A 21817-nucleotide genomic window follows, 5' to 3' on the forward strand; every position below is an offset into this window, starting at 1 on the left:
CGCCTTCACCGCCTCTTCGCCCGGTTCGGCACCGGGGGTTTCCGGCGGCGAGTCACCGGTGGCAGGTCCCCCGGACAGCACTGTGGGCGCCGCGTTTCGCGGCGCCCACAGATGCCGGTCGTGGATTTACAGGTATTGGCCGGTGTTGCTCGCGGTCTCGATGGACCGGCCGGCCTCCGCGCCCTTGCCACCGGAGACGAGGGTACGGATGTAGACGATCCGCTCACCCTTCTTGCCGGAGATCCGGGCCCAGTCGTCGGGGTTGGTCGTGTTGGGCAGGTCCTCGTTCTCCCGGAACTCGTCGACGCAGGCGTCGAGCAGGTGCTGCAGGCGCAGCCCCTTGCGCCCGGAGGAGAGGAATTCCTTGATCGCCATCTTCTTGCCCCGGTCGACGATGTTCTGGATCATCGCGCCCGAGTTGAAGTCCTTGAAGTAGAGGACTTCCTTGTCGCCGTTGGCGTAGGTGACCTCGAGGAAGCGGTTCTCCTCGGTCTCCGAGTACATCCGCAGCACGACCGCCTCGATCATGGCCGCGACCGTGGACTGCGGGTCGTTGCCGTGCTCGGCCAGGTCGTCCGGGTGCAACGGCAGCCCGGTGAGGATGTACTTGGAGAAGATGTCCTTGGCCGCCTCGGCGTCCGGCCGCTCGATCTTGATTTTCACGTCGAGCCGGCCGGGACGGAGGATCGCCGGATCGATCATGTCCTCCCGGTTGGAGGCACCGATCACGATCACGTTCTCCAGGCCCTCGACACCGTCGATCTCGCTGAGCAGCTGCGGAACGATGGTGTTCTCCACGTCGGAGGAGACGCCGGAGCCCCGGGTCCGGAACACCGAGTCCATCTCGTCGAAGAAGACGATGACCGGGGTGCCCTCGCCGGCCTTCTCCCGAGCCCGCTGGAAGATCAGCCGGATGTGCCGCTCGGTCTCGCCGACGTACTTGTTGAGCAGCTCCGGGCCCTTGATATTGAGGAAGAAGCTGGTGTGCTTCTCCTCGCCCCGCCGCTCGGCGATCTTCTTGGCCAGCGAGTTGGCCACCGCCTTGGCGATCAACGTCTTGCCGCAGCCGGGCGGACCGTAGAGCAGGATGCCCTTCGGCGGCCGGAGCTGGTGCTCCCGGAAGAGGTCGGCGTGCAGGAACGGCAACTCGACGGCGTCCCGGATCTGCTCGATCTGGGCCTGCAGGCCGCCGATGTCGCCGTAATCGACGTCCGGCACCTCCTCCAGGACCAGTTCCTCGACCTCGCTCTTCGGGATCCGCTCGTACGCGTACGCCGAGCGGGGCTCGATCATGAGCGAGTCACCGGCCCGCAGCGGCGCGCCGATGAGAGTCTCCGCGAGGTGGACGATCCGTTCCTCGTCGGCGTGGGAGATCACCAGTGCCCGGTCGCCTGCGCCGCCGGAGGGGCCGTCCAGCACCTCCTTGAGCATGACGACCTCGCCGACCCGCTCGTAGCCGAACGCGTCGACGATGTTGAGCGCGTCGTTGAGCAGGACCTCCTGCCCACGGCGCAGCTCCGCCACCTCGAGCGAGGGTGACACCGCCACCCGGAGCTTGCGACCGCCGGTGAAGACATCGACCGTACCGTCGTCGTGCTTGGCCAGGAAGACACCATAACCGCTCGGCGGTTGCGCCAGCCGGTCAATCTCCTCCTTGAGCGTGACGATCTGGGCGCGTGCCTCCTTGAGGGTGTTCACGAGCCGCTCGTTGTTCTCCGTGAGTCGAGCCAGCTGCGCCTGTGTCGCCGCCAGCCGTTCCTCCAGCTGCCGGACGTGTCGAGGGCTTTCGGTCAACTTGCGCCGCACCAGAGCGAGTTCCTCTTGAAGAAACGCGACCTGGGTGGAGAGATCGTGGGCCTCCTTCTCCCACCGTGCGGCGCGCGAGTCCGCGTCGTCGCTGCGTGCCACGTCCCACCTCCCCGGGGGCTTGAACGTTCTGCCCTAACACTAACCGCTATGACGCTGATTCGGTTCCACGCAACACCCTCGTCGCCGAAGCTTGATCACTTCGTCGACCGGCCGGTGCTCCGGCGACCGCGTCCGAGGACGGTTCCGCACGGTCTGGGAACACGGCTGACCAGGGACTCCGGGCCTCAGCACATGCTCTGCCGGCGCTGCGACGCCGCCGTACGAACCGGCTGTCGCGACGCCAGCCGACCGCGGTCGGGCACCGGATCGGCGCCGAGGCTGGTGAAGGTCAATCCACCGGGCCGAACGCCTCGGCGCGGCGGCGACATTTCTCACCCGTGAGGACGGGGAGGCTTCCCACCGGCGACGACGAGGACATTTCTCCTCGCACCGGTGCTCACAGGGTGGGACGACCGACCACCGAGGCGACCAGTCGGGCGAACTCCTCCAGTCGGGCGATCTGCCCCGCACCACCGTCGTCCAGCGTCTTGCCGAACCGCAGCGCGTCGTGCCGGGGCGGTACGTGCGCCTCGTCGCCGGGCACACCCTCGTCCAGAGAGCTGAGCAGCAGGTAGACGTCGATGCTGTCGACCCGGATCTGACCGGTCGGCGTACGGCTCAACCGCCGCCGGCAGCCCACCTCGCTGACCGTCGAGACCGGCACCACCCGCAACGACGACGTCATGGAGCCGGCCGGACCGTCGTCGGGTGGCACGTCCTCGCCGTGCCAGAGGATCAACCGACTGCCGTCGCAGATCGCGACCTCCTGCCAGACCCCGTTCACCTCGTTGACGAAGCGCTCCAGGGTGAAGCCGAGCACCGAGGCGCCGTTCAGCACCCCGGTCAGCGCCTCCATCGCGACGTCCGGGTCGCGCAGGTACGCCCGGGCGGCCGACTCCAGATCGCGGTACGGCGACCAGTCGGGGAACACGGCCGGCAGGTCTCCCCCACCGAATGCCGGCCGGCTCACGCCGTCGCCTCGTTCCGGTCGCTCATCCCGGCACTCCGCTCCGCCTCCGGAACGGAACCGTCGGACCGCCGCCGTGCCGCGTACCGTCACGAGGCTGCTCGGAGCCGAGCTGGCCGACTCGCCCGCTGCGCTCAGTCATGCCGTCTCCTCGCCGTGCTCGGCACGCCCGCTGATGCGTCGACTCCGGCGGGAAGGGTCATTCCGCGGCCCTCCCGGAGGTTGCCTCGGCCTCCTGCCGCGCCTGGCGGCGCAGTGCGTACGCCTCGGCACCCTTGCTGGGCTTGCGCCGGCGCGGCGGCGCGGTGACCCCGGGCGCCAGCCGCCGGCTCGACACCAGGAAGGCGGTGTGCGCGATCATGCGGTGGTCCGGGCGCACGGCGAGCCCGTCCGCGTGCCAGTCCCGGACCAGCGACTCCCAGGCCCGTGGCTCGGTGAACCCGCCCCGCTCACGCAGCGCCTCGACGAGTTCGGAGAGCTGGGGCGTGGTGGCGACGTAACCGATGAAGACTCCACCCGGGACCAGCGCGCGTTCGACCATGTCGAGCGCCTCCCAGGGGGTGAGGAGGTCAAGGATGATCCGGTCGAAACCGGACTCCTGGCAGTCTGCCACGTCGCCCACCCGGAGATTCCAGGCTGGATGCGGTCCACCGAAGAAGGATTCCACATTTCTGCGGGCGATCTCGGAAAAGTCCTCGCGCAGTTCGTAGGAATGCAGTTCGCCCTCCGGCCCGACGGCCCGGAGCAGCGAGCAGGTCAGCGCGCCGGACCCGACACCGGCCTCCAGAACCTTCGCGCCGGGGAAGATGTCACCCATCGCCACGATCTGGGCGGCGTCCTTGGGATAGATCACCTGCGCACCGCGCGGCATGGAGAGCACGTAGTCCGCGAGCAGCGGACGCAGCGCCAGGTAGGCGGTCCCGCCGGTCGAGGTGACCACACTCCCGTCCGGCAACCCGATCAGGGCGTCGTGCTCCAGCGCGCCACGGTGGGTGTGGAACGACCGTCCCGGCTCCAGCTTGATGGTGTGCATCCGACCCTTGGGATCGGTGAGCTGGACCCGGTCACCGGGGCGGAACGGCCCTCGGTGCGCCGGCACCGGAGCGGTCGGGGCGGCGGGGACGGCGGTGGGCTGTGCGGTCACTGAGTCATCTTTCGGTTCGGCTCCAGGAGCTGCGCCAGGTCGGCTACGTGCAGAACACCGACCACATCTTCGCCTGAGGTCACCAGGTACTGCGCGCCCGGGTGGGCCTGCACCGCGTGCACCACCTGCTCCCCGCCGAGCCCGACCGCGAGACTGGGTACGGCGTCCACGCCCCGGGCCACCGCGTCCACCGCCACCCAGGGCCGACGCTCCGCCGGTACGGCCTCGGCGGCCGTCCGGTCGACCAGCGCCACCAGCCGGCCGGACGAGTCCGCCACGCCGAGCGTCGAACCGGGAGGTCCGGCGTCCGCCCCGCGCCGCTGCGCCTCGGCCAGCGGGGTGCCACTGGGCACCGAGAAGACCGGCCGGGCCAGCCGGGCCAGGTCGATGAGCGGGAACCGCCGGCTGATCCGCGCCGCCCGGATCGTCTGACCGGCGCCCTGCCAGAGGGTGAACGCGACCAGCAGCACCAGCGCGAGGCCCAGCCACGGCAGCCCGAACAGCCAGGTCAGCAGCGTGAAGACCACGGCGGTGCCGATCGCGACGACCCGGCCGGACCAGCCGGCCACCTCGGTGGCCAGGTGCCGGTCCCGGGTGAGCGCCCAGACCCCGGCCCGCAACGCCCGGCCGCCGTCCAGCGGCAGTCCGGGCAGGATGTTGAAGAGCCCGACCAGCACGTTGCTGGCGGCGAGCTGGAACGCGAACTGGTTGGCCAGGGTGCCGTCCGGCAGGGCGAGCGTGGCGGCGACCCCGACCAGCCCGAGCACCAGTGAGACCGCCGGGCCGGCGAGCGAGACGAACAGGTCCACCCGGGGTGTCGGGGCGTCCCGCTCCATCTCGGTGTAGCCGCCGAGCAGTTCGAGGGTGATGCCGCGCACCCCGATGCCGAACCGGCGGGCGGTCAGCGCGTGCCCCAACTCGTGCAGCAGTACCGAGCCGAGCAGCAGGACCACGAAGACCAGCCCGACCAGATAGCCGGTGAGCTGCGACAGCCCGAGCTGGTGCCGGACGAACTCGCCGTACATGAGGGTGATCAGGGCCACCAGCAGCAGCATGGAGGGGTTGAGGTAGACCGGCACGCCGAACACCCGGCCGACGGTGACGCCGGGCCGCCGGTCAGCGCCGCGTCGCGGTCGCGAGTTTCGCTCCATCTCCTCCGATGCTACGGAACAACCCTCCGGGTGACCCCGCCGGTTCGGCCGGGGTGGCCGCGGACGATCGGGGCCGGTACGCATGCCGGGGCGGGTGGGCCGGGTTCGGTCGTACCCGTGACATAGCCTTCCGGACATGACGGCGGAGACGGTGACATCGCAGACAGCCACGGGCGGCCTGGCGGACTCCCCGGCCGGGGAACCGCCCGCGGCGCGGGTCACCGCCTCGCTCTCCCCGTCCCGGGCCGCCGACTTCAAGACCTGCCCCCTGCTCTACCGGTTCCGCAGCATCGACCGGCTGCCGGAGCGGCCGAGCGTCGAGCAGGCCCGCGGCACGCTGGTGCACGCGGTGCTGGAACACCTCTTCGACCTGCCGGCCGAGCAGCGGACGCCGGCCGCCGCCGGTGACCTGGTGGCGCCACAGTGGGACCGGCTGGTGACCGAGCAGACGGAGCTGGCCGAGATCTTCACCGCTGGCGACCTCGCCGGCCCGGCCGAGTTCCTCGCCTCGGCCCGCGAGTTGCTCGACGGCTATTTCACGGTCGAGGATCCGCGCCGGTTGGAGCCGGCCGAGCGGGAGAGCCTGGTCTCCACGGTGGTGGACGACCAGTTGCTGATCCGGGGCTACATCGACCGGCTGGACGTCTCGCCCGACGGCGCCCTCCGGGTGGTCGACTACAAGACCGGTGGCGCGCCCCGCGAGGCGTTCGAGGCCCGGGCGCTGTTCCAGCTCAAGTTCTACGCCCTGGTGCTGTGGCGCACCCGGGGGGTGGTGCCGAGGGTGCTGCGCCTGCTCTATCTGCGGGACGCGGAGGTCTGTGACTACACCCCCGACGCGGAGGAACTGGTCCGGTTCGAGCGCACCGTGCTGGCGCTCTGGCGGGCCATCGAGCAGGCCACCCGGGCGCGCGACTTCCGGCCCAAGCCGAGCCGGCTCTGCGACTGGTGCAGCTACCAGGCGCACTGCCCGGCCTTCGGCGGCACTCCCCCACCGTTTCCGGAGCCGACCGCGCCGGTCGACCCGACCGCTCCGATCCCGCCACCGGCCCGGCCCGGCGCCCGCTCGGCTCCGGGCCCGGCTTCGGCGCCGCGACCGACGGCGGGGACGGCGACGGCGACGGGGGCGGGATCGGCGACGGGGGCGGGATCGGACGTCCCGGCGGTGCCGAGCCAGTCGACCGGGCCGGACCGGGCCGGTGGTGCGGCGCCAGGGCTCGGGGTCGGCTCCCTCCGGGAGGAGCACGGCTCCTCCTGAAGGAGGAGCGCAGGGTCGCCGCTGGCGATGACCTGTCGCGCCATGCAGCGGCTAGCGTCGCCAGCATGACCCCTACCGATACCCCCGCGACGCCGGCCTCCAGCCGGATCCGGGGGAACTGGCGGCGCCTCCGGCCCGATCCCCGGCAGCGCGGATGGCTGGCCCGGGACGGGCTGCTCGCGGTCGCCGCCGTCGCGGTGGAGGCGATGCTCGTCGGCACCGCTCCGCCGGGAACCGCCCCGTGGGGCTGGCCCGGGTGGGCGTTCTGGAGCGTCCTCTGCGCCGCACCGATCACCCTGCGCCGGGTGGCCCCGTGGTGGGCGGTGCTGCTGGCAGTCCCGATCTTCGTCTGCTCGGCCCTGACCGGCGCGCAGCCGGTCACCGCCGCCGCCACCTTCGTGCTGCTGACCTACACCACCGCCGCGCTGCTGCCGCTGCGCGAGGCGGCGCTGGCCGCCGGGGCCGTCTGGGGACCGGCCGTGGCCGTCGCCCTCGCCGAGCCGCCGCCGCCCGACTTCACCGAACCCTCCCCCGCGTACCTGGTCTTCACCCAGGTACTGCTCGCGCTGGTCTGCTTCTTCGTCGGCCGTACCGTGCACGCCCGGCGGGCCACCATCCTGGCCCTGGAGGAGCGGGCCCGGGTGGCCGAGGAGAACCAGCGGTCCCTTGCCGACCAGGCGGTCGCCGACGAGCGCCGGCGGATCGCCCGCGAGCTGCACGACGTCGTCGCGCACCACGTCAGCGTGATGGGCGTACTGGCCACCGGGGCACGCCGGGTGCTGTCCCGGGACCCGGCGGCCACCGACGGCGCGCTGGGCACCATCGAGGAGACCAGCCGGACGACCCTGCGCGAACTGCGCCGGCTGCTGGACGTGCTGCGTACCGACGCCGAGCCGGCCGCCGAGCTCTCCCCACAGCCCGGCCTGGCCGGCATCGAGGCGCTGGTGGAGCAGGTCCGGGAGGCCGGGCTGCCGGTGACCCTGCGGGTGGACGGCACACCGGGCCCGCTGGACCCGGGGGTGGCGCTGACCGTGTTCCGGATCGTGCAGGAGGCGCTCACCAACACCCTCAAGCACGCCGGCGCGGCGACCGCCCAGGTCCGGTTGAGCTTCGGGGTCTACTGGCTGATCGTCGAGATCGCCGACACCGGCCGGGGACCGGCCCCGGAGAGCGGGCGGCTGGGGCACGGGCTGGTGGGAATGCGGGAACGGATGGCCCTCTACGGTGGAACCCTGCGTACCGGGCCCCGTCCCGGCGGCGGCTACCGCGTGTACGCCAAGATGCCGATGGAGCAACTGGGTGCGCCGATCAACAAGGGAGCGGCATGACCGAGGGCGGCGAACGAGACGGTCGGCGGAGCGGAGTGTCGGCATGAGCGACGGTAGGGAGTCCAGCCGGCCGGTACGCGTGCTGCTCGCCGACGACCAGCCGCTGCTGCGCACCGGTTTCCGGATGGTGCTGGGCGCGGAGGACGACCTGGACATCGTCGGCGAGGCCGGCGACGGCGTCGAGGCGGTCGACCTGTCCCGGCGACTCCTCCCCGACGTGGTGCTGATGGACATCCGGATGCCCCGGATGGACGGGGTCGCCGCCACCCGGGCGATCATCGATGCCCGGCTGCCGGTCCGGGTGCTCATCCTGACCACCTTCGATCTCGACGAGTACGTCGTCGGCGCGCTCCGGGCCGGTGCGAGCGGCTTCCTGGCCAAGGACGTACCCGCCGAGGACCTGGTCACCGCCATCCGCACCGTCGCCGCCGGCGAGGCGGTCGTGGCGCCCCGGATCCTGAAGCGGCTGCTGGACAGGTTCGCCGAGACCCTGCCCGACCCGGACGCCACCCCGCCCAAGGCGATCGGCGTACTCACCGAGCGGGAACGGGAGGTGCTGGTCCAGGTGGCCCGGGGGCTCTCCAACGCGGAGATCGCCCGGGTGCTCTCGGTGAGCGAGACGACCATCAAGACCCACGTCGGGCACGTGCTGACCAAGCTCGGCCTCCGCGACCGGGTCCAGGCGGTGGTGCTGGCGTACGAGACCGGGCTGGTCCGGCCCGGCGCCTGACGGCAGCACCCCTCCTCCTCATCACCGCGGGCGACGCCGGGTCGAACCAGCGACCCTGAGTCGTCCCCGGGGGCAGACCCTCCGACGGGCGGAGTCGGCGCCCTCTCAGCACCCCCGGAGAAGTAGGCCCGACGACCCGGAGGGCGTACGACCCGCACGACGCGGAGTCGTCCGGTCGGAGGACCGGGCCGGGGCTCGGGGCGTACCCGAAGACCATCCCGGCGCACGACGGCCCGCCGGCTTCCCGCGCCTACCGTTTTCCGCAGGTACGACGACGGGCGCGGAGGTTCCGCCGCCGGACGGGCAGAGGGGGCGGCATGACCGCGACGACGGGGGTACCGGAGCGGACCGGGCCGGCGTTCCGGCGATCGACGCACAGCGCAAGCGGATCATGACAGACTGATACGACCCGCGCGTGATCCGGCCGGTGCCGGAGAGCGGGCGCAATCAAAGGTATTCGCCCCGGTGGGAATCGCTGGCGTCGAATTCCGAGCCGATCGCGACACGCTCACCCGATCGGCGGGCGCGGAACACATATCACTCAGGGGCAACCCTGATTCGACCGTCAGGGCCCACCCGCAGCAGATTTTCCGCGTCGAACTCCATCGCGGGACGGACGCCCGGGTTGCCCGGGTCGCCGACGATGGATGCTGCCGGCCGGGCCAGGTGGTCCGGCCGGACCAAGAATGTCTAGGGGGAGATGAAAGTGACCGCGACGCTAGCCCGAGATGCCCAGATGGCCGCCCGGGCCAACGACGTGTGGAAGGTGTACGGCAGCGGTGAGGCACAGGTTGTCGCGCTGCGTGGGGTGAACGCGGAATTCGAGAGGGCCCGGTTCACGGCCATCATGGGACCGTCCGGATCCGGTAAGTCCACCCTGATGCACTGCCTCGCCGGCCTCGACTCGGTGACCCGGGGGACGATCCATATCGGCGACACCGCAGTCACCGGACTCGGTGACGCGGGTCTCACGAAACTGCGCCGGGACAAGGTCGGTTTCATCTTCCAGCAGTTCAACCTGCTGCCCACGTTGACCGCGCTGGAAAACATCCTGCTTCCGCTCTCGATCGCCGGTCGTAAGCCCGACAAGGAATGGCTCGACACCGTCATCGACACAGTGGGGTTGCGGGACCGGCTGGGGCACCGGCCGGCCCAGCTCTCCGGTGGGCAGCAGCAGCGGGTCGCCTGCGCCCGGGCACTCGCCTCCCGGCCCGAGGTGATCTTCGCCGACGAGCCGACCGGCAACCTCGACTCCCGGGCCGGCGCCGAGGTGCTCGGCTTCCTGCGCCGCTCCGTCGCCGAATACCAGCAGACCATCGTGATGGTCACGCACGACCCGGTGGCCGCCTCCTACGCCGGCCGGGTCATCTTCCTCGCCGACGGCCAGATCGTCTCCGAACTCATCGAACCGACCCCGGAGACCGTGCTGGACACGATGAAGAAGCTCGACGGGCTCGCCGAGGCGGGTCTCACCGAGGCGGGGCTCTGATGCTGCGCGCGACCCTGAAGAGCCTGCTCGCCCGCAAGGTCCGGCTGGTCCTCTCCGGCCTGGCCGTCGTGCTCGGCGTGATGTTCGTCTCCGGCGCCTTCGTCCTCACCGACACCCTGGGCCGGTCCTTCGACACCGTCTTCAGCGACGCGTACGCCGGCACCGACGTCGGGGTCTCCGCCAAGCCGAAGATCGACGTCAGCGAGATGGAGGGCATGGAGGTCGCCGCCACCTTCCCGGCCAGCACCCTGGAGCAGGTCCGTGGGGTCTCCGGGGTGGCCAGCGCCACCGGCCTGGCCGCCGCCGACGGCGCCCGGGTGATCGGCAGCAACGGCAAGGTGCTCACCTCCGTCGGCCCGCCGCAGATCGGCGCCAACTGGACCGGCGAGAGCGGCCAGGTCGAGCTGCGCGAGGGCCGGGGCCCGAGCGCCGACAACGAGGTCGCGGTCAACGCGGGGGTCGCCAAGGCCGCCAAGCTCGCCGTCGGCGACCGGGTCGGGGTACTCACCCTGCAACCGAAGCGCGAGTTCACCGTGGTCGGCATCTACGGCTACAGCGGCGACCGGGACAGCCTCGGCGGCGCCCAGGAGGTGGCGTTCACCGAGCGGGTCGCCCAGGAGCTGATGCTGGGCAAGCCCGGCGTCTTCTCCGAGCTGAGCGTCAAGGCCGCCGACGGGGTCGACCCGGCGAAGCTGCGCGACGACATCGCCGCCACGCTCGGCGACGGGTACGTGGTCAAGACCGGCGAGCAGCTCTCCGAGGACGCCTCCGCCGGGCTGAAGGAGGGACTCGCCTTCTTCAACAACATCCTGCTCGGCTTCGCCGGGGTCGCCCTCTTCGTCGGCATCTTCCTGATCCTGAACACCTTCTCGATCATCGTCGCGCAGCGCACCAAGGAACTCGCGCTGCTCCGGGCGATCGGCGCCGGTCGCCGTCAGGTGATCGGCTCGGTGCTGGTCGAGGCCGTCGCGATCGGCCTGGTCGCCTCGGTACTCGGGCTCGGCGCCGGGATCGGCATCGGCGCGCTGCTGGCGTACGTCTTCGGGCAGAGCGCCGGTGGGCTGCAACTGGCCGGGCTCGGCGTACCCCCGGCCGCGGTGATCAGTTCCTTCGCGGTCGGCCTGGTCGTCACGGTCATCGCGGCGGTACTCCCGGCGATGCGGGCCGCCCGGATCCCTCCGGTGGCCGCCATGCAGGACGTGGCGACGCCGGACCGGCCGCTGACGAAGATCTCGGCCGCCGGTGCGGTGGTGTCCGCGCTCGGCGGCACCCTGATGGCGCTGGGGCTGAGCGGCAACACCGGGGACAACACCCTGCTCACCATCCTCGGCGGCGTGCTGCTCTGCTTCGTCGGGGTGGCCCTGCTGACCCCGCTGATCAGCCGCCCGGTGGTCGGGCTGCTCGGCCGGCTCTTCTCCTGGTCGGTGCCGGGCAAGCTGGGCCGGCTGAACTCGGGCCGCAACCCGCGGCGTACCGCGATCACCGCCGCCGCGCTGATGGTCGGGATCGCCCTGGTCACCGGCGTGACGGTGATCCTCGACTCGGCCAAGAGCAGCCTCACCGCGCTGGCCGAGGACACCATCGCGGCCGAGCTGGTCATCTCCGGGGCGCAGACCGGCCCCCGGCCGCCGAGCTTCGACCCGGCGGTGCTGGACCGGGCCGCCGAGCTGCCCGGCGTGGCCATGGTCGCCGGCCTGTACGGCGACCGCGCGGTGGTCGGCGGCAAGCAGGGCTGGATCACCGCGACCAGCAGCGTGCCCGCGCTGCGGGAGATCTACCGGGCGACCCCGACGGCCGGCAGCATCGACTCGCTCGGCCCCGATCAGCTCCTGGTCGACTCGGGGACCGCGAAGGACCGGGGCCTCTCGGTCGGAGACACCGTGCCGGTGCAGCTCTCCCGGGGTGATGCCCGGACCTACACGGTGAGCGGCATCTACGCCGAGTCCGAACTCTTCGGCGGGTTCGTCATCCCGGCCTCGGCGGCGGCCAACTTCGCGGTGCCGCAGCCGACGCAGGCGTACCTCAAGCTGGCGCCGGGTGCCTCGGTCGACCAGGTGATGCCGCGGGTCGAGACGCTGCTGGCGGACAGCCCCGAGGTGTCGGTCGCCGACCGGGCCGACTTCATCGAGCAGCAGACCAGCCAGCTCGACGGCCTGCTGACGATGATCCAGATCCTGCTGGCGCTGGCGATCGTGATCGCCGTACTCGGCATCGTGAACACGCTGGCGCTGTCGGTGCTGGAGCGGACCCGGGAGCTGGGCCTGCTGCGGGCGATCGGCCTGCGGCGGGGTCAGACCATGCGCATGATCACCGTCGAGGCGGTGGTGATCTCGGTCTTCGGTGCCCTGCTCGGGGTGGCGGTCGGCACCGGCCTCGGCGCCGCCGTGGTCCGGGCGCTGCGCGAGGACGGCATCACCGACCTGGTGCTGCCGTGGACCGAGATGGGGGTCTTCCTCGGCCTGGCGGCCGTGGTCGGGGTGGTCGCGGCGGTCCTGCCGGCCATCCGCGCCGCCCGGTTGAACGTACTCGGCGCGATCGCGCACGAGTAGCGGGCCGGCCCGCGGCCGTGGGGATGGCCGTGGGCAGCAGGGCCGGGGGCGGCGTCGGGACGGGCGCCGCCCCCGGCCACGTTCCGGGCCGGGGCGGCGGTCGGCGTCGCGGGCGGGCCGGCCGGGGCGGCGGCGCGGCGGCGGTCAGCGGGAGACGTCGAGCGGGGAGAGCAGGCCGGAGAGCAGGTCCAGGTCGACTCCGGTCAGCGTCTCCAGCAGGCGTACGCCGTCGGCCGGGTCGATCGGCACCGCGTGCGGCACGGCGAGTACGGCGGCTCCGGCGGCGAGCGCACTCGCCACCCCGGTCGGCGAGTCCTCGATCGCCACGCAGCGGGAGATCGGCACGTCCAGCAGCCGGGCCGCCGTCAGGTACGGCTCCGGGTCCGGCTTGGTGGCGGCCACCTCGTCACCGCAGACCACCACGTCGAAGGTGTCCCGGCCGAGCGTCTCCAACGCGATCTCCACCACGGCCCGCCGGGTCGAGGTGACCAGCGCGGCCGGCACCGAGGCGGCGCGTACCGCCGTCACCAGGGCCAGCGCCCCCGGCCGCCACTTCAGGTCGGTCAGGAACAGCTCGCCGACCCGGCGGTCGACCCAGGCGGCGCTGACCGCCGGGTCCCGCCACGGCTGCCCGAGGTCGGTGTGCAGGATCTCCATCGAGACACCCATGCTGGTGCCGACCATGGCGAGCCGGGCCGCCTCGGACAGGGTGCCGCCGTAGTGCGCGGCGAGTTCCTGGAGCCCGATGTCCCACAACCGCTCGCTGTCCACCAGCGTGCCGTCCATGTCGAAGAGCACCGCGGCGAGATGCTGGGTGTTCAGGATGTCCTCCCGGATCGGACGCGAGCTGCCGGCTACGATCCTGCCAACGCCGCCCGACGATCTCCCGGTGTCGGCCCCGAAGTGTGGCGGAGCCCTCAGCCGGGTCGCCGGATCACCGGGCCGGGGTCGATGCCGTGCCGCTCGGCATCCCGGGCCGGCTCACCGGAGGTCGCAGGCGTCCAGCGACCGCTCGAAACCGCCGAAGAACGCTTCGGTGCGCTGCTCCGCGGTACCGTGCGCCCCCTCGGCGAACCACGGCTGGCCCGGCTCGTCGGCGACCGCCCGCAGGCCCCGGCTCAGCTCGTCGAGGTCGCCGTCGTCGATGGTGAGCGCCCCGGACCGCACCGAGTCCCCGAGGTACGCCCCGGCCATGCAGTCTGCCTGCAACTCCTGCTGGATGGTGAAGTCGTACCGGATGCCGAGCCGCACCTGCACGCCGTGCGCGTACTCGTGCCCGAGCAGGTAGAACAGGAACGCGTCGCCGACCTGCCGGAACGCGGCGACCGCCCAGTTGACGTCGTACGCGATGAAGTCACCCGCCGAGCAGTAGACGGCGTTGTTGCGCGGCAGCGCCTGGCCGGCACAGGCGACCTCGCCCTCGCGCTGGTACGCGGTGATCCGGCGGATGGGCTGGAACCGCTCCCCCGACGCTTTGAACCGCGCCGTCCAGTACTCCTCGGCGACCCGGACCGCACCGCCGATGTCACGCCGGAACTCGTCCACCGTCATCGTGCCGTCGGCCTCGCCGGTGCCGTTCGCGCCGGACGTGCCCGGATCGTCCGGTGCCGACGGACCGCCTGCGCCCGTGCCGCCGACGAAGCAGGCTCCCGCGACGACCAGCGTCACGATCAGCGCGAGCAGCGGCCAGAACCGGCCGGTTCGGCGCAACGGGCGCATCATGGCCTCCCACAGGTCGACGACCAGAACACTTCCCAGCGTGCTCACCGGGTCAAACCCCCCGCCCGGTCGGGCCCGGCGCCGGGGACATTTCCCGCGATCACGTGAGATTGTCTGCGCGCTTCCCGGCTAGACCGAAGGGCGTGACGACGACCGACCCCGGATCCGGACGGGCGGAGCCCGACCGGTCCGCCGACGTCGCCGGCCGAGGCCACCACCGGATCCGGCACCGGCCGGTCGCCCGATCCGTCGTCCGGTCCACACCACCGTCCGGAAGGAGTTCCCATGATCGTGCCGCTGCGCCGGACCCGGCGCAACCTCGGCGCCCTCACCGTGCTGTCCGTCGGTGCCGCACTGACCGGCGCACCACGCTGGACGGTACTGGTGCTGGCCCTGACCTGCCTCGCGATCCCGGCCGCCGTCGGCCTGCACGGCGGCCCGGCGCTGGTGCGGACGCTGCTGCTCGGCGGGACCGGCCCGCGGACCCGAACCGGCGATCTCCGCCGACGAGAGGAGGGACTGGTATGAGCCGGACATCCCGCAACGACCTGCCCCAACCGATCCGTGGCAGCGCGGGCGGCCCCGACCTGGGGCCCCGCAACCTCGGGCTGGACCGGCAGAACCCGGACCTGCTGGTACCGCCGCCGACCGACCGGGGCACGGTGCCCAACCTGAAGTTCTCGTTCTCCAACGCGCACACCCGGATCGAGGAGGGCGGCTGGACCCGGGAGGTGACCCAGCGCGAGTTGCCGGTCGCCAGCACGCTTTCCGGCGTCGACATGGCGCTCCGACCCGGCGCCTACCGGGAGCTGCACTGGCACAAGGAGGCCGAGTGGGCGTACGTGCTGGCCGGAAGCTGCCGGATCGGCGCCGTCGACCAGGAGGGGCGCAACTTCCTCGACGACGTCTCCCAGGGTGACCTCTGGTTCTTCCCCAAGGGGGTACCGCACCACATCCAGGCCCTCGACGACGGCGTGGAGTTCCTGCTCGTCTTCGACGACGGCGCCTTCTCGGAGAATTCCACCTTCCTGATCAGCGACTTCTTCGCACACACCCCGAAGGAGGTGATCGCGAAGAACTTCGGCTGGCGTACGGAGCAGCTCGCCGACCTGCCGGCGAAGGAGCGGTACATCTTCCCGGGGCAGGTGCCGCCGCCGCTGGAGTCCGACCGGGTGGTCAGCCCCACCGGGGACGTACCGCGTACCTTCAAGCACCGGCTGCACGCCCAGGCGCCCGAGCGTTTCGACGGCGGCACGGTACGGATCGCCGACGTGAGCAACTTCGCCGCCTCGACGACCATCTGCGCGGCGCTGGTGGAGGTCGAGCCGGGTGCGATGCGCGAACTGCACTGGCATCCCACCGACGACGAGTGGCAGTACTACATCTCCGGTTCCGGCCGGATGGGCGTCTTCGCCAGCTCGGGGGTGAACCGGACCTTCGACTACCGGTCCGGCGACGTCGGCTACGTGCCGTTCGCCTACGGCCACTACATCGAGAACACCGGCACCGAGCCGCTGGTCTTCCTGGAGATGTTCCGCAACCCGCGCTTCGAGGACATCTCGCTGGCCCAGTGGATGGCGAACACCCCGCCGCAGGTCGCCGCCGACACCCTCCACCTGCCCCGTTCGCTGGTCGAGTCGATCCCGAGGACGAAGCGGCCGATCGCCTCCTGAGCCGGGATCCGCCCCGCCCCGCCCGGCGCGGCGGGCACGGGTCTGGTCAGTCGGCTCGCGCCGGCCCGTCCGACTCCGGGGCCGGGCGGGTCGGATCCTCCGTTGTCGGGGTGCGGGCGGCCCAGAGCCGGGCCAGCTCGAGCCGGTTCCGGACGCCCAGTTTCGCGTACACGGCCCGGAGTTGGGCGTCGACGGTGTGGAAGGAGACGAAGAGGCTCGCCGCCGCCTGCTGCTTCGTCGCACCGCCGGCCAGCAGTTCGGCGACCCGGGTCTCGGCGGCGGTCAACGCGTCGAACCCGGCGCCGTGCCGGCTCCGCCGGTCTCCCTCGGTCGCCGTCGCACCGTCGGCGCCGCCCCGGTTCCGGCGCTCCGACGCCACGAGGGCACGCCCTCGGCGCACCGCCCGCTCCTGGTCGCCCGCGGCGCCGATTCGGCCGAAGAGGGCGGCGGCCTCCTCGGCGGCCCGCCGGGCCTGGGCCGCCCCGGTGCCGGGCGTACCGGCCAGGTCGTGCAGCGCGTCGGCCAGCACCGGCCGGGCCGAGGTGGCCCGCAACTGTCCCACCGCACCACGCAGCAGCCCCGGGTCCCGCTCCACCAGGCCGGCGACGTGCTGCGCGACGCCCCACCACAGACCGCTGTCCACCCGCTCCGCGATCCGGACCAGATGCTCCGCGAGCTGGTGCGCCCGCTGCTGGTCGCCGAGGAGCAGCGCCGCCCGGGTCAGCGCCGGTGCCTGCTGCGGGACGAGGAGCAGTGGGCGCAGCGACCGGTCCAGCACGTCGACGGCGGCCCGGAGCAGCGCGGCGTGCCGGCCGGGCTCCGGGTCGAGGGCGGCGGCACCGGCCAGCCGTACCCAGGGCAGCGCGTCGGGCCAGTCCACCGGGGTCTCGACGCCGGCCAGCAGCTCGCGGGCGCTCTCCGGCCGGCCCTGCCGGAAGGACACCTCCACCAGTACCGCCAGCAGTTCGGCATGGACCTCGTCGGGGAGCCGGCCGGCGGGGTGGTGTCGCAGCGCCAGGCCGGCCCGGGCCGACGCCTCCGGCAGGTCGCCGGCACAGACCCGGAGCCGGCAGTCCAGGGCCGCCAGCATCGGCTGCGCCGCCCCGCCCAGGGTGCCCAGATCCACCTCGGCGAACCGCAGCGCGGTGCCGGCCTCCTCGTGGTCGCCGCAGGCGAGCTGGCAGGCGATCCGCTCGACCCGCAGGAACGGGGCCTGTGCCCGGGCTGCCGGGTCGCTCGGGTCGACCCGGCCGAGCAGCCGCCGGGCGGCCGGCAGGTCGCCGCCGGCCATGGCGTTCCCGGCCCGGGCCAGCGCCAGCCGGATCCCGCCGTCCGGGGACGGCGCGTCGGCCTGGGCCCGGTCCGCCGCCGCGAGCAGCGACTCGAAGCCCGGCCGGCCGAGCCGGCCCGCCACGGCGGCCAGGGTGCCCAGCAGCCAGCTGCGGTGACCGGGCCGCAGGTCGGGTTGGGCCAGCGCCCGGTCCAGGTAGTCGAAGGCCAGCGACGGCCGGCAGCTGGCGTACCAGGCGCCGAGCCGGCCCAGCAGCAGCGCCCGGTGTCCGGCCCCGGCCCGGTCGGCCGCGATCTCGTCGCCCAGGATCGCCAGTGCCGGTTCGACCCGCCCGGCCAGCATCAGGTGGTCGACCGCGGCCAGCGCCCAGTCGCGGCGCAGTTCCGGACCGAGCGCGGGATCCCGGGCGTCCCGGGCCGCCAGCAGCAGGTCGGCCGCCGTCGACGGGTCGACCGCCGGATCCGCGACCAGCCGGGAGACCAGGGGTACGTCGACCCGCCCGGCCACCTCCAGCACCCGGAGCAGGTGCTCGGCGGCCGCCGCCGGGCGCGCCGCTTCGACGAGTACGCCGGCGGCCCGGTGGTGCAGCGCGGCCAGCAGCGACGGTGGGATGCCCCGGCGGACGGCGTCGCGCAGCTCGACCGAGCCGGGCCGCAGGCCGGCGGGCGAGTCCGCCAGCGCACCCCGGGCGAGCAGCGCCTCGACGTCGTCGTGCAGCCCCGGGCCGGACCGGTCGGTCATCCGTTCCAGGAACCAGATCTGGCACCGTTCCTCGCAGATCGCCACCGCCCGGAGGATCCACCGCTGGGCCGCGGAGGCGACCGGCAGCCCGTCCGCCGCCAGCCCGCCCGGCCGGTCCAGGGTGAACGACGTGGCCATGGCACCCCCTCGGCGGCGACCGCGCCCGGACCCGAGACGGATTCGGCCTCCACCCGGAGGCTATCCAGCGCGTTACCGGCCGTGCCGGAGTTCGCCCGCAATTACCCCGGCCGGTTACCCGGGCCAAGCCGGCCGGCTGTCGAGCGCCGAGACGGCCGGCTATCGGGCGTTGAAGTAGCCGGCGTCCGGGTGGTGCACCACGATCGCGTCGGTCGCCTGCTCCGGCACGAGCTGGAACTCCTCGGAGAGCCGGACCCCGATCCGTTCCGCGCCGAGCAGCTCGACCAGCTTCGCCCGGTCCTCCAGGTCCGGGCAGGCCGGATAACCGAACGCGTACCGGCAGCCCCGGTAGTCGGTACGCAGCAGCCCGGCGAGGTCGTCCGGGTCGTCGTCGGCCACGGTACGGCCGTCCGGCAGGGTCAGCTCGGCCCGGATCCGGCGGTGCCAGTACTCGGCGAGCGCCTCGGTGAGCTGCACCGACAGCCCGTGCACCTCCAGATAGTCGCGGTACTCGTCCCCGGCGAAGAGCTTCGCGGCGTACTCGCCGATCGGTTGCCCGACGGTGACCAGTTGCAGGGCGACGACGTCGAGCCGATCGCTCCGGGGCTTGAAGAAGTCGGCCAGGCAGAGCCGGCGCTCCTGCCGCTGTCGGGGAAAACTGAACCTGGCCCGCTCGACGCCGCCGTCCTCGTCGAGCACCACCAGGTCGTTGCCGTCGGAGTAGGCCGGGAAGTAGCCGTAGACCACCGCCGCCTCCAACACCCGGTCGGCGGCGAGCCGGTCCAGCCAGGAACGCAGCCGGGGCCGTCCCTCGGTCTCCACCAGCTCCTCGTAGCTCGGCCCGGCGCCGCCGCGCGACCCGCGCAGCCCCCACTGGCCGGCGAAGGTGGCCCGCTCGTCGAGCAGTGCCGCGTAGTCGGCCAGCGGGATGCCCCTGACCACCCGGGTGCCGAAGAACGGCGGCGCCGGCACCTCGACGTCGACCGCCACGTCGGAGCGGACCGAGGCGTCGGAGAGTTCCGGCAGCGCCGCCGCCACCCGGCTCCGCTGCCGGTCCCGGCGGGCCCGCCGGGCGGCCAGCGCCGCCTCCCGCTCGGCGTCCACCACCGGGGCGCCGCCGCGCTTCGCCGCCATCAGCCGGTCCATCAGGGACAGTCCCTCGAAGGCGTCCCGGGCGTAGTGCACCTCGCCGGGGTAGGTCGACCGGAGGTCGTCCTCGACGTACGACCGGGTCAGTGCCGCACCGCCGAGCAGTACCGGCCAGCGCCCGGCGACCCCCCGGGACGCCATCTCGGCGAGGTTCTCCTTCATCACCACGGTGCTCTTCACCAGCAGCCCGGACATCCCGACGGCGTCGGCGGCGTGCTCCTCGGCCGCCTCCAGGATCGCCGCGATCGGCTGCTTGATGCCGATGTTGACCACCTCGTAGCCGTTGTTGGTCAGGATGATGTCCACCAGGTTCTTGCCGATGTCGTGCACGTCGCCCTTGACGGTGGCGAGCACGATCCGGCCCTTGCCGCCGTCGTCGGACTTCTCCATGTGCGGTTCGAGGTAGCTCACCGCCGCCTTCATCACCTCGGCCGACTGGAGCACGAACGGCAGCTGCATCTGGCCGGCGCCGAACAGCTCGCCGACCACCTTCATCCCGTCCAGCAACAGTTCGTTGACGATGGCCAGCGCCGGCCGGCCGGTCAGCGCCTCGTCGAGGTCGGCTTCGAGGCCGTTGCGCTCGCCGTCGACGACCCGTCGCTTCAGCCGTTCGTCGACCGGCAGCGCGGCCAGTTCCTCCGCCCGGGTGGCCCGGGCCGAGGCGGCGTCCACCCCCTCGAAGAGTTCGATGAAGCGCTGCACCGGGTCGTGGCCGGGCCGGCGCCGGTCGTAGACCAGGTCCAGCGCCGCCTCGCGCTGCTCGTCCGGGATCCTGGCCATCGGCAGGATCTTGCTGGCGTGCACGATGGCGCTGGTCAGACCGGCCTGCACGCACTCGTGCAGGAAGACCGAGTTGAGCACCTGCCGGGCCGCCGGGTTCAGCCCGAACGAGACGTTCGAGACGCCGAGCGTGAAGTTGACCCCGGGATAGTGGCGGCCGATCTCCCGGATCGCCTCGATCGTCTCGATGCCGTCCCGGCGGGTCTCCTCCTGGCCGGTGGCGATCGGGAAGGTGAGGCAGTCGACCAGGATGTCCCGCACGTCGATCCCCCACCGGCCGGTGAGGTCGTCGATCAGCCGGGACGCCACCCGTACCTTCCAGTCGGCGGTCCGGGCCTGACCCTCCTCGTCGATGGTCAGTGCCACCACCGCGGCGCCGTGCTCGCGGACCAGCGGCAGCACCCGGGCGTACCGGGAGTCGGGGCCGTCGCCGTCCTCGAAGTTCACCGAGTTGACCACGCACCGGCCGCCGAGCATCTCCAGACCGGCCTCGATCACGGCCGGCTCGGTCGAGTCGAGCACGATCGGCAGGGTGGAGGCGGTGGCGAACCGGCCGGCGATCTCCCGCATGTCGCGTACGCCGTCCCGGCCGACGTAGTCGACGCAGAGGTCGAGCAGGTGCGACCCGTCCCGGGCCTGGCTCCGGGCGATCTCCACACACGCCTGCCAGTCCCCGGCCAGCATCGCCTCCCGGAACGCCTTGGAGCCGTTGGCGTTGGTGCGCTCGCCGACCATCAGCACGCTGGCGTCCTGGGCGAACGGCACCTGGTGGTAGAGGCTGGCCACCCCCGGCTCCGACTCGGGCGCCCGGGGCCGCACCGCCGCGTCGCCCAGCCGGTCCACCACCGCCCGGATGTGCGCGGGCGTGGTACCGCAGCAGCCGCCGACCAGGGACAGCCCGTAGTCGTCGACGAAGCCGGCCAGCGCCTCCGCCAACTCCTGCGGGGTCAGCGGATAGCGGGCCCCGTCGGCGGTCAGCTCCGGCAGCCCGGCGTTCGGCATCACCGACAGCGGGATCCGGGCGTGCCGGGACAGGTAGCGCAGGTGCTCGGTCATCTCGGCCGGCCCGGTGGCGCAGTTGAGCCCGATCAGGTCGATGCCGAGCGGCTCCAGCGCGGTCAGCGCCGCGCCGATCTCGGTGCCCAGCAGCATGGTGCCGGTGGTCTCGACCGTGACGTGGCAGATCACCGGCAGCTCCCGGCCGGCCTCGGCCAGCGCCCGCCGGGCTCCGATGACGGCCGCCCTGACCTGGAGCAGGTCCTGGCAGGTTTCGACGATCAGCCCGTCCGCGCCGCCGGCGACCAGCCCGGCCGCGTTGGCCTGGTAGGCGTCGCGCAGTTCGGCGTAGCGGAGGTGGCCCAGGGTCGGCAGTTTGGTCCCCGGTCCCATCGCCCCGAGCACGTACCGGGGCCGGTCCGGAGTACCGGCCGCGTCGGCGGCCTGCCGGGCCAGCCGGGCGCCGGCCTCGGCCAGCTCGGTGATCCGGTGCTCGATGCCGTACTCGCGCAGTGCGGAGAGGTTCGTTCCGAAGGTGTTTGTCTCGACACAGTCGGCCCCGGCGGCGAGGTACGCGTCGTGCACCGACCGGACGACGTCGGGCCGGCTCACGTTGAGTATCTCGTTGCAGCCCTCGTGCCCCTCGAAGTCGTCCAGGGTCAGCTCGGCCGCCTGCAACATCGTCCCCATCGCGCCGTCGGCGACCAGCACCCGGCCGCCCAGGGCGTCACGCAGCGGAGTCGGCACGACTCCAGGCTAGTCCGGGAGGGGCCCCGCCAACCGGTCGTGGGCGTACCATTGCCCAACGT

At 72.7% G+C, this 21817-nt stretch carries 15 protein-coding genes; 7 read left to right on the forward strand and 8 right to left on the reverse strand.

Features of this window, described 5'->3' with window-relative positions:
* Positions 1–126: 126 nt before the first annotated feature.
* From arc to V1634_RS12455, 4 genes are all read right to left on the reverse strand, one after another.
* Complete coding sequence (gene arc, locus V1634_RS12440; protein ID WP_331207933.1) at positions 127–1908, reverse strand: proteasome ATPase; 1782 nt, start codon at positions 1906–1908, stop codon at positions 127–129.
* Positions 1909–2305: 397 nt separating this feature from the next.
* Positions 2306–2878 carry a hypothetical protein gene (locus V1634_RS12445; RefSeq protein ID WP_331207934.1) on the reverse strand — a complete coding sequence of 191 codons (573 nt, stop codon included), beginning with the start codon at positions 2876–2878 and terminating at the stop codon, positions 2306–2308.
* Between the two features lie 196 nt (positions 2879–3074).
* A complete protein-coding gene (locus V1634_RS12450) occupies positions 3075–4019 on the reverse strand; it encodes a tRNA (adenine-N1)-methyltransferase (RefSeq protein WP_331207935.1) in 945 nt (314 codons plus the stop codon).
* The gene (locus tag V1634_RS12455; RefSeq protein ID WP_407951777.1) at positions 4016–5170 is read right to left on the reverse strand and encodes a M50 family metallopeptidase; all 1155 of its coding nucleotides are present in this window, start codon (positions 5168–5170) and stop codon (positions 4016–4018) included. The genes V1634_RS12450 and V1634_RS12455 overlap by 4 nt, the downstream gene beginning before the upstream one ends.
* Positions 5171–5306: 136 nt before the next feature.
* Here V1634_RS12455 and V1634_RS12460 point away from each other — a divergent pair, with 136 nt between their 5' ends.
* From V1634_RS12460 to V1634_RS12480, 5 genes are all read left to right on the forward strand, one after another.
* Positions 5307–6425: a RecB family exonuclease gene (locus tag V1634_RS12460; protein WP_407951778.1), complete on the forward strand. Its 1119-nt coding sequence runs from the start codon at positions 5307–5309 to the stop codon at positions 6423–6425.
* Between the two features lie 65 nt (positions 6426–6490).
* Complete coding sequence (locus V1634_RS12465; protein ID WP_331207936.1) at positions 6491–7753, forward strand: sensor histidine kinase; 1263 nt, start codon at positions 6491–6493, stop codon at positions 7751–7753.
* Between the two features lie 43 nt (positions 7754–7796).
* On the forward strand, positions 7797–8483 hold the full coding sequence (locus V1634_RS12470) for a response regulator (RefSeq protein WP_107259156.1): 687 nt from the start codon (positions 7797–7799) through the stop codon (positions 8481–8483).
* A 706-nt stretch (positions 8484–9189) separates the two neighbouring features.
* Complete coding sequence (locus V1634_RS12475; RefSeq protein ID WP_331207937.1) at positions 9190–9972, forward strand: ABC transporter ATP-binding protein; 783 nt, start codon at positions 9190–9192, stop codon at positions 9970–9972.
* A complete protein-coding gene (locus tag V1634_RS12480; protein WP_331207938.1) occupies positions 9972–12521 on the forward strand; it encodes an ABC transporter permease in 2550 nt (849 codons plus the stop codon). The genes V1634_RS12475 and V1634_RS12480 overlap by 1 nt, the downstream gene beginning before the upstream one ends.
* A 144-nt stretch (positions 12522–12665) precedes the next feature.
* Here V1634_RS12480 and V1634_RS12485 read toward each other — a convergent pair whose 3' ends face one another.
* Positions 12666–13319 (reverse strand): HAD family hydrolase, encoded by a 654-nt coding sequence (locus V1634_RS12485; protein ID WP_331207939.1) that lies wholly within the window; start codon positions 13317–13319, stop codon positions 12666–12668.
* Between the two features lie 183 nt (positions 13320–13502).
* Positions 13503–14240: a neutral zinc metallopeptidase gene (locus V1634_RS12490; RefSeq protein WP_331208387.1), complete on the reverse strand. Its 738-nt coding sequence runs from the start codon at positions 14238–14240 to the stop codon at positions 13503–13505.
* A gap of 285 nt (positions 14241–14525) precedes the next feature.
* On the opposite strand from V1634_RS12490, the gene V1634_RS12495 reads away from it, so the two are divergent.
* Entirely contained in the window at positions 14526–14768 is a 243-nt protein-coding gene (locus V1634_RS12495) for a hypothetical protein (protein ID WP_331207940.1), read from the forward strand.
* The gene (locus V1634_RS12500; RefSeq protein ID WP_331207941.1) at positions 14765–15913 is read left to right on the forward strand and encodes an oxalate decarboxylase family bicupin; all 1149 of its coding nucleotides are present in this window, start codon (positions 14765–14767) and stop codon (positions 15911–15913) included. The genes V1634_RS12495 and V1634_RS12500 overlap by 4 nt, the downstream gene beginning before the upstream one ends.
* Positions 15914–15959: 46 nt before the next feature.
* On the opposite strand, the gene V1634_RS12505 is transcribed toward V1634_RS12500, so the two are convergent.
* Together V1634_RS12505 and metH are read right to left on the reverse strand one after the other, a co-directional pair.
* The gene (locus tag V1634_RS12505; protein ID WP_331207942.1) at positions 15960–18083 is read right to left on the reverse strand and encodes a helix-turn-helix transcriptional regulator; all 2124 of its coding nucleotides are present in this window, start codon (positions 18081–18083) and stop codon (positions 15960–15962) included.
* Between the two features lie 159 nt (positions 18084–18242).
* Complete coding sequence (gene metH / locus V1634_RS12510) at positions 18243–21743, reverse strand: methionine synthase (protein WP_331208388.1); 3501 nt, start codon at positions 21741–21743, stop codon at positions 18243–18245.
* Positions 21744–21817 lie beyond the last annotated feature (74 nt).

Origin of the sequence: Plantactinospora veratri, from assembly GCF_036421995.1 — a bacterium.
In the GTDB taxonomy this organism is placed as follows: Bacteria; Actinomycetota; Actinomycetes; order Mycobacteriales; family Micromonosporaceae; genus Plantactinospora; species Plantactinospora veratri.

Excerpts from the sequence above, each read along its gene's own strand:
- V1634_RS12480 (WP_331207938.1), top strand. The coding sequence starts at position 9,972 with ATGCTGCGCGCGACCCTGAAGAGCCTGCTCGCCCGCAAGGTCCGGCTG.
- V1634_RS12455 (WP_407951777.1), bottom strand. The coding sequence starts at position 5,170 with ATGGAGCGAAACTCGCGACCGCGACGCGGCGCTGACCGGCGGCCCGGC.
- V1634_RS12490 (WP_331208387.1), bottom strand. The coding sequence starts at position 14,240 with ATGCGCCCGTTGCGCCGAACCGGCCGGTTCTGGCCGCTGCTCGCGCTG.
- V1634_RS12470 (WP_107259156.1), top strand. The coding sequence starts at position 7,797 with ATGAGCGACGGTAGGGAGTCCAGCCGGCCGGTACGCGTGCTGCTCGCC.
- V1634_RS12505 (WP_331207942.1), bottom strand. The coding sequence starts at position 18,083 with ATGGCCACGTCGTTCACCCTGGACCGGCCGGGCGGGCTGGCGGCGGAC.
- V1634_RS12465 (WP_331207936.1), top strand. The coding sequence starts at position 6,491 with ATGACCCCTACCGATACCCCCGCGACGCCGGCCTCCAGCCGGATCCGG.
- V1634_RS12495 (WP_331207940.1), top strand. The coding sequence starts at position 14,526 with ATGATCGTGCCGCTGCGCCGGACCCGGCGCAACCTCGGCGCCCTCACC.
- V1634_RS12500 (WP_331207941.1), top strand. The coding sequence starts at position 14,765 with ATGAGCCGGACATCCCGCAACGACCTGCCCCAACCGATCCGTGGCAGC.
- V1634_RS12460 (WP_407951778.1), top strand. The coding sequence starts at position 5,307 with ATGACGGCGGAGACGGTGACATCGCAGACAGCCACGGGCGGCCTGGCG.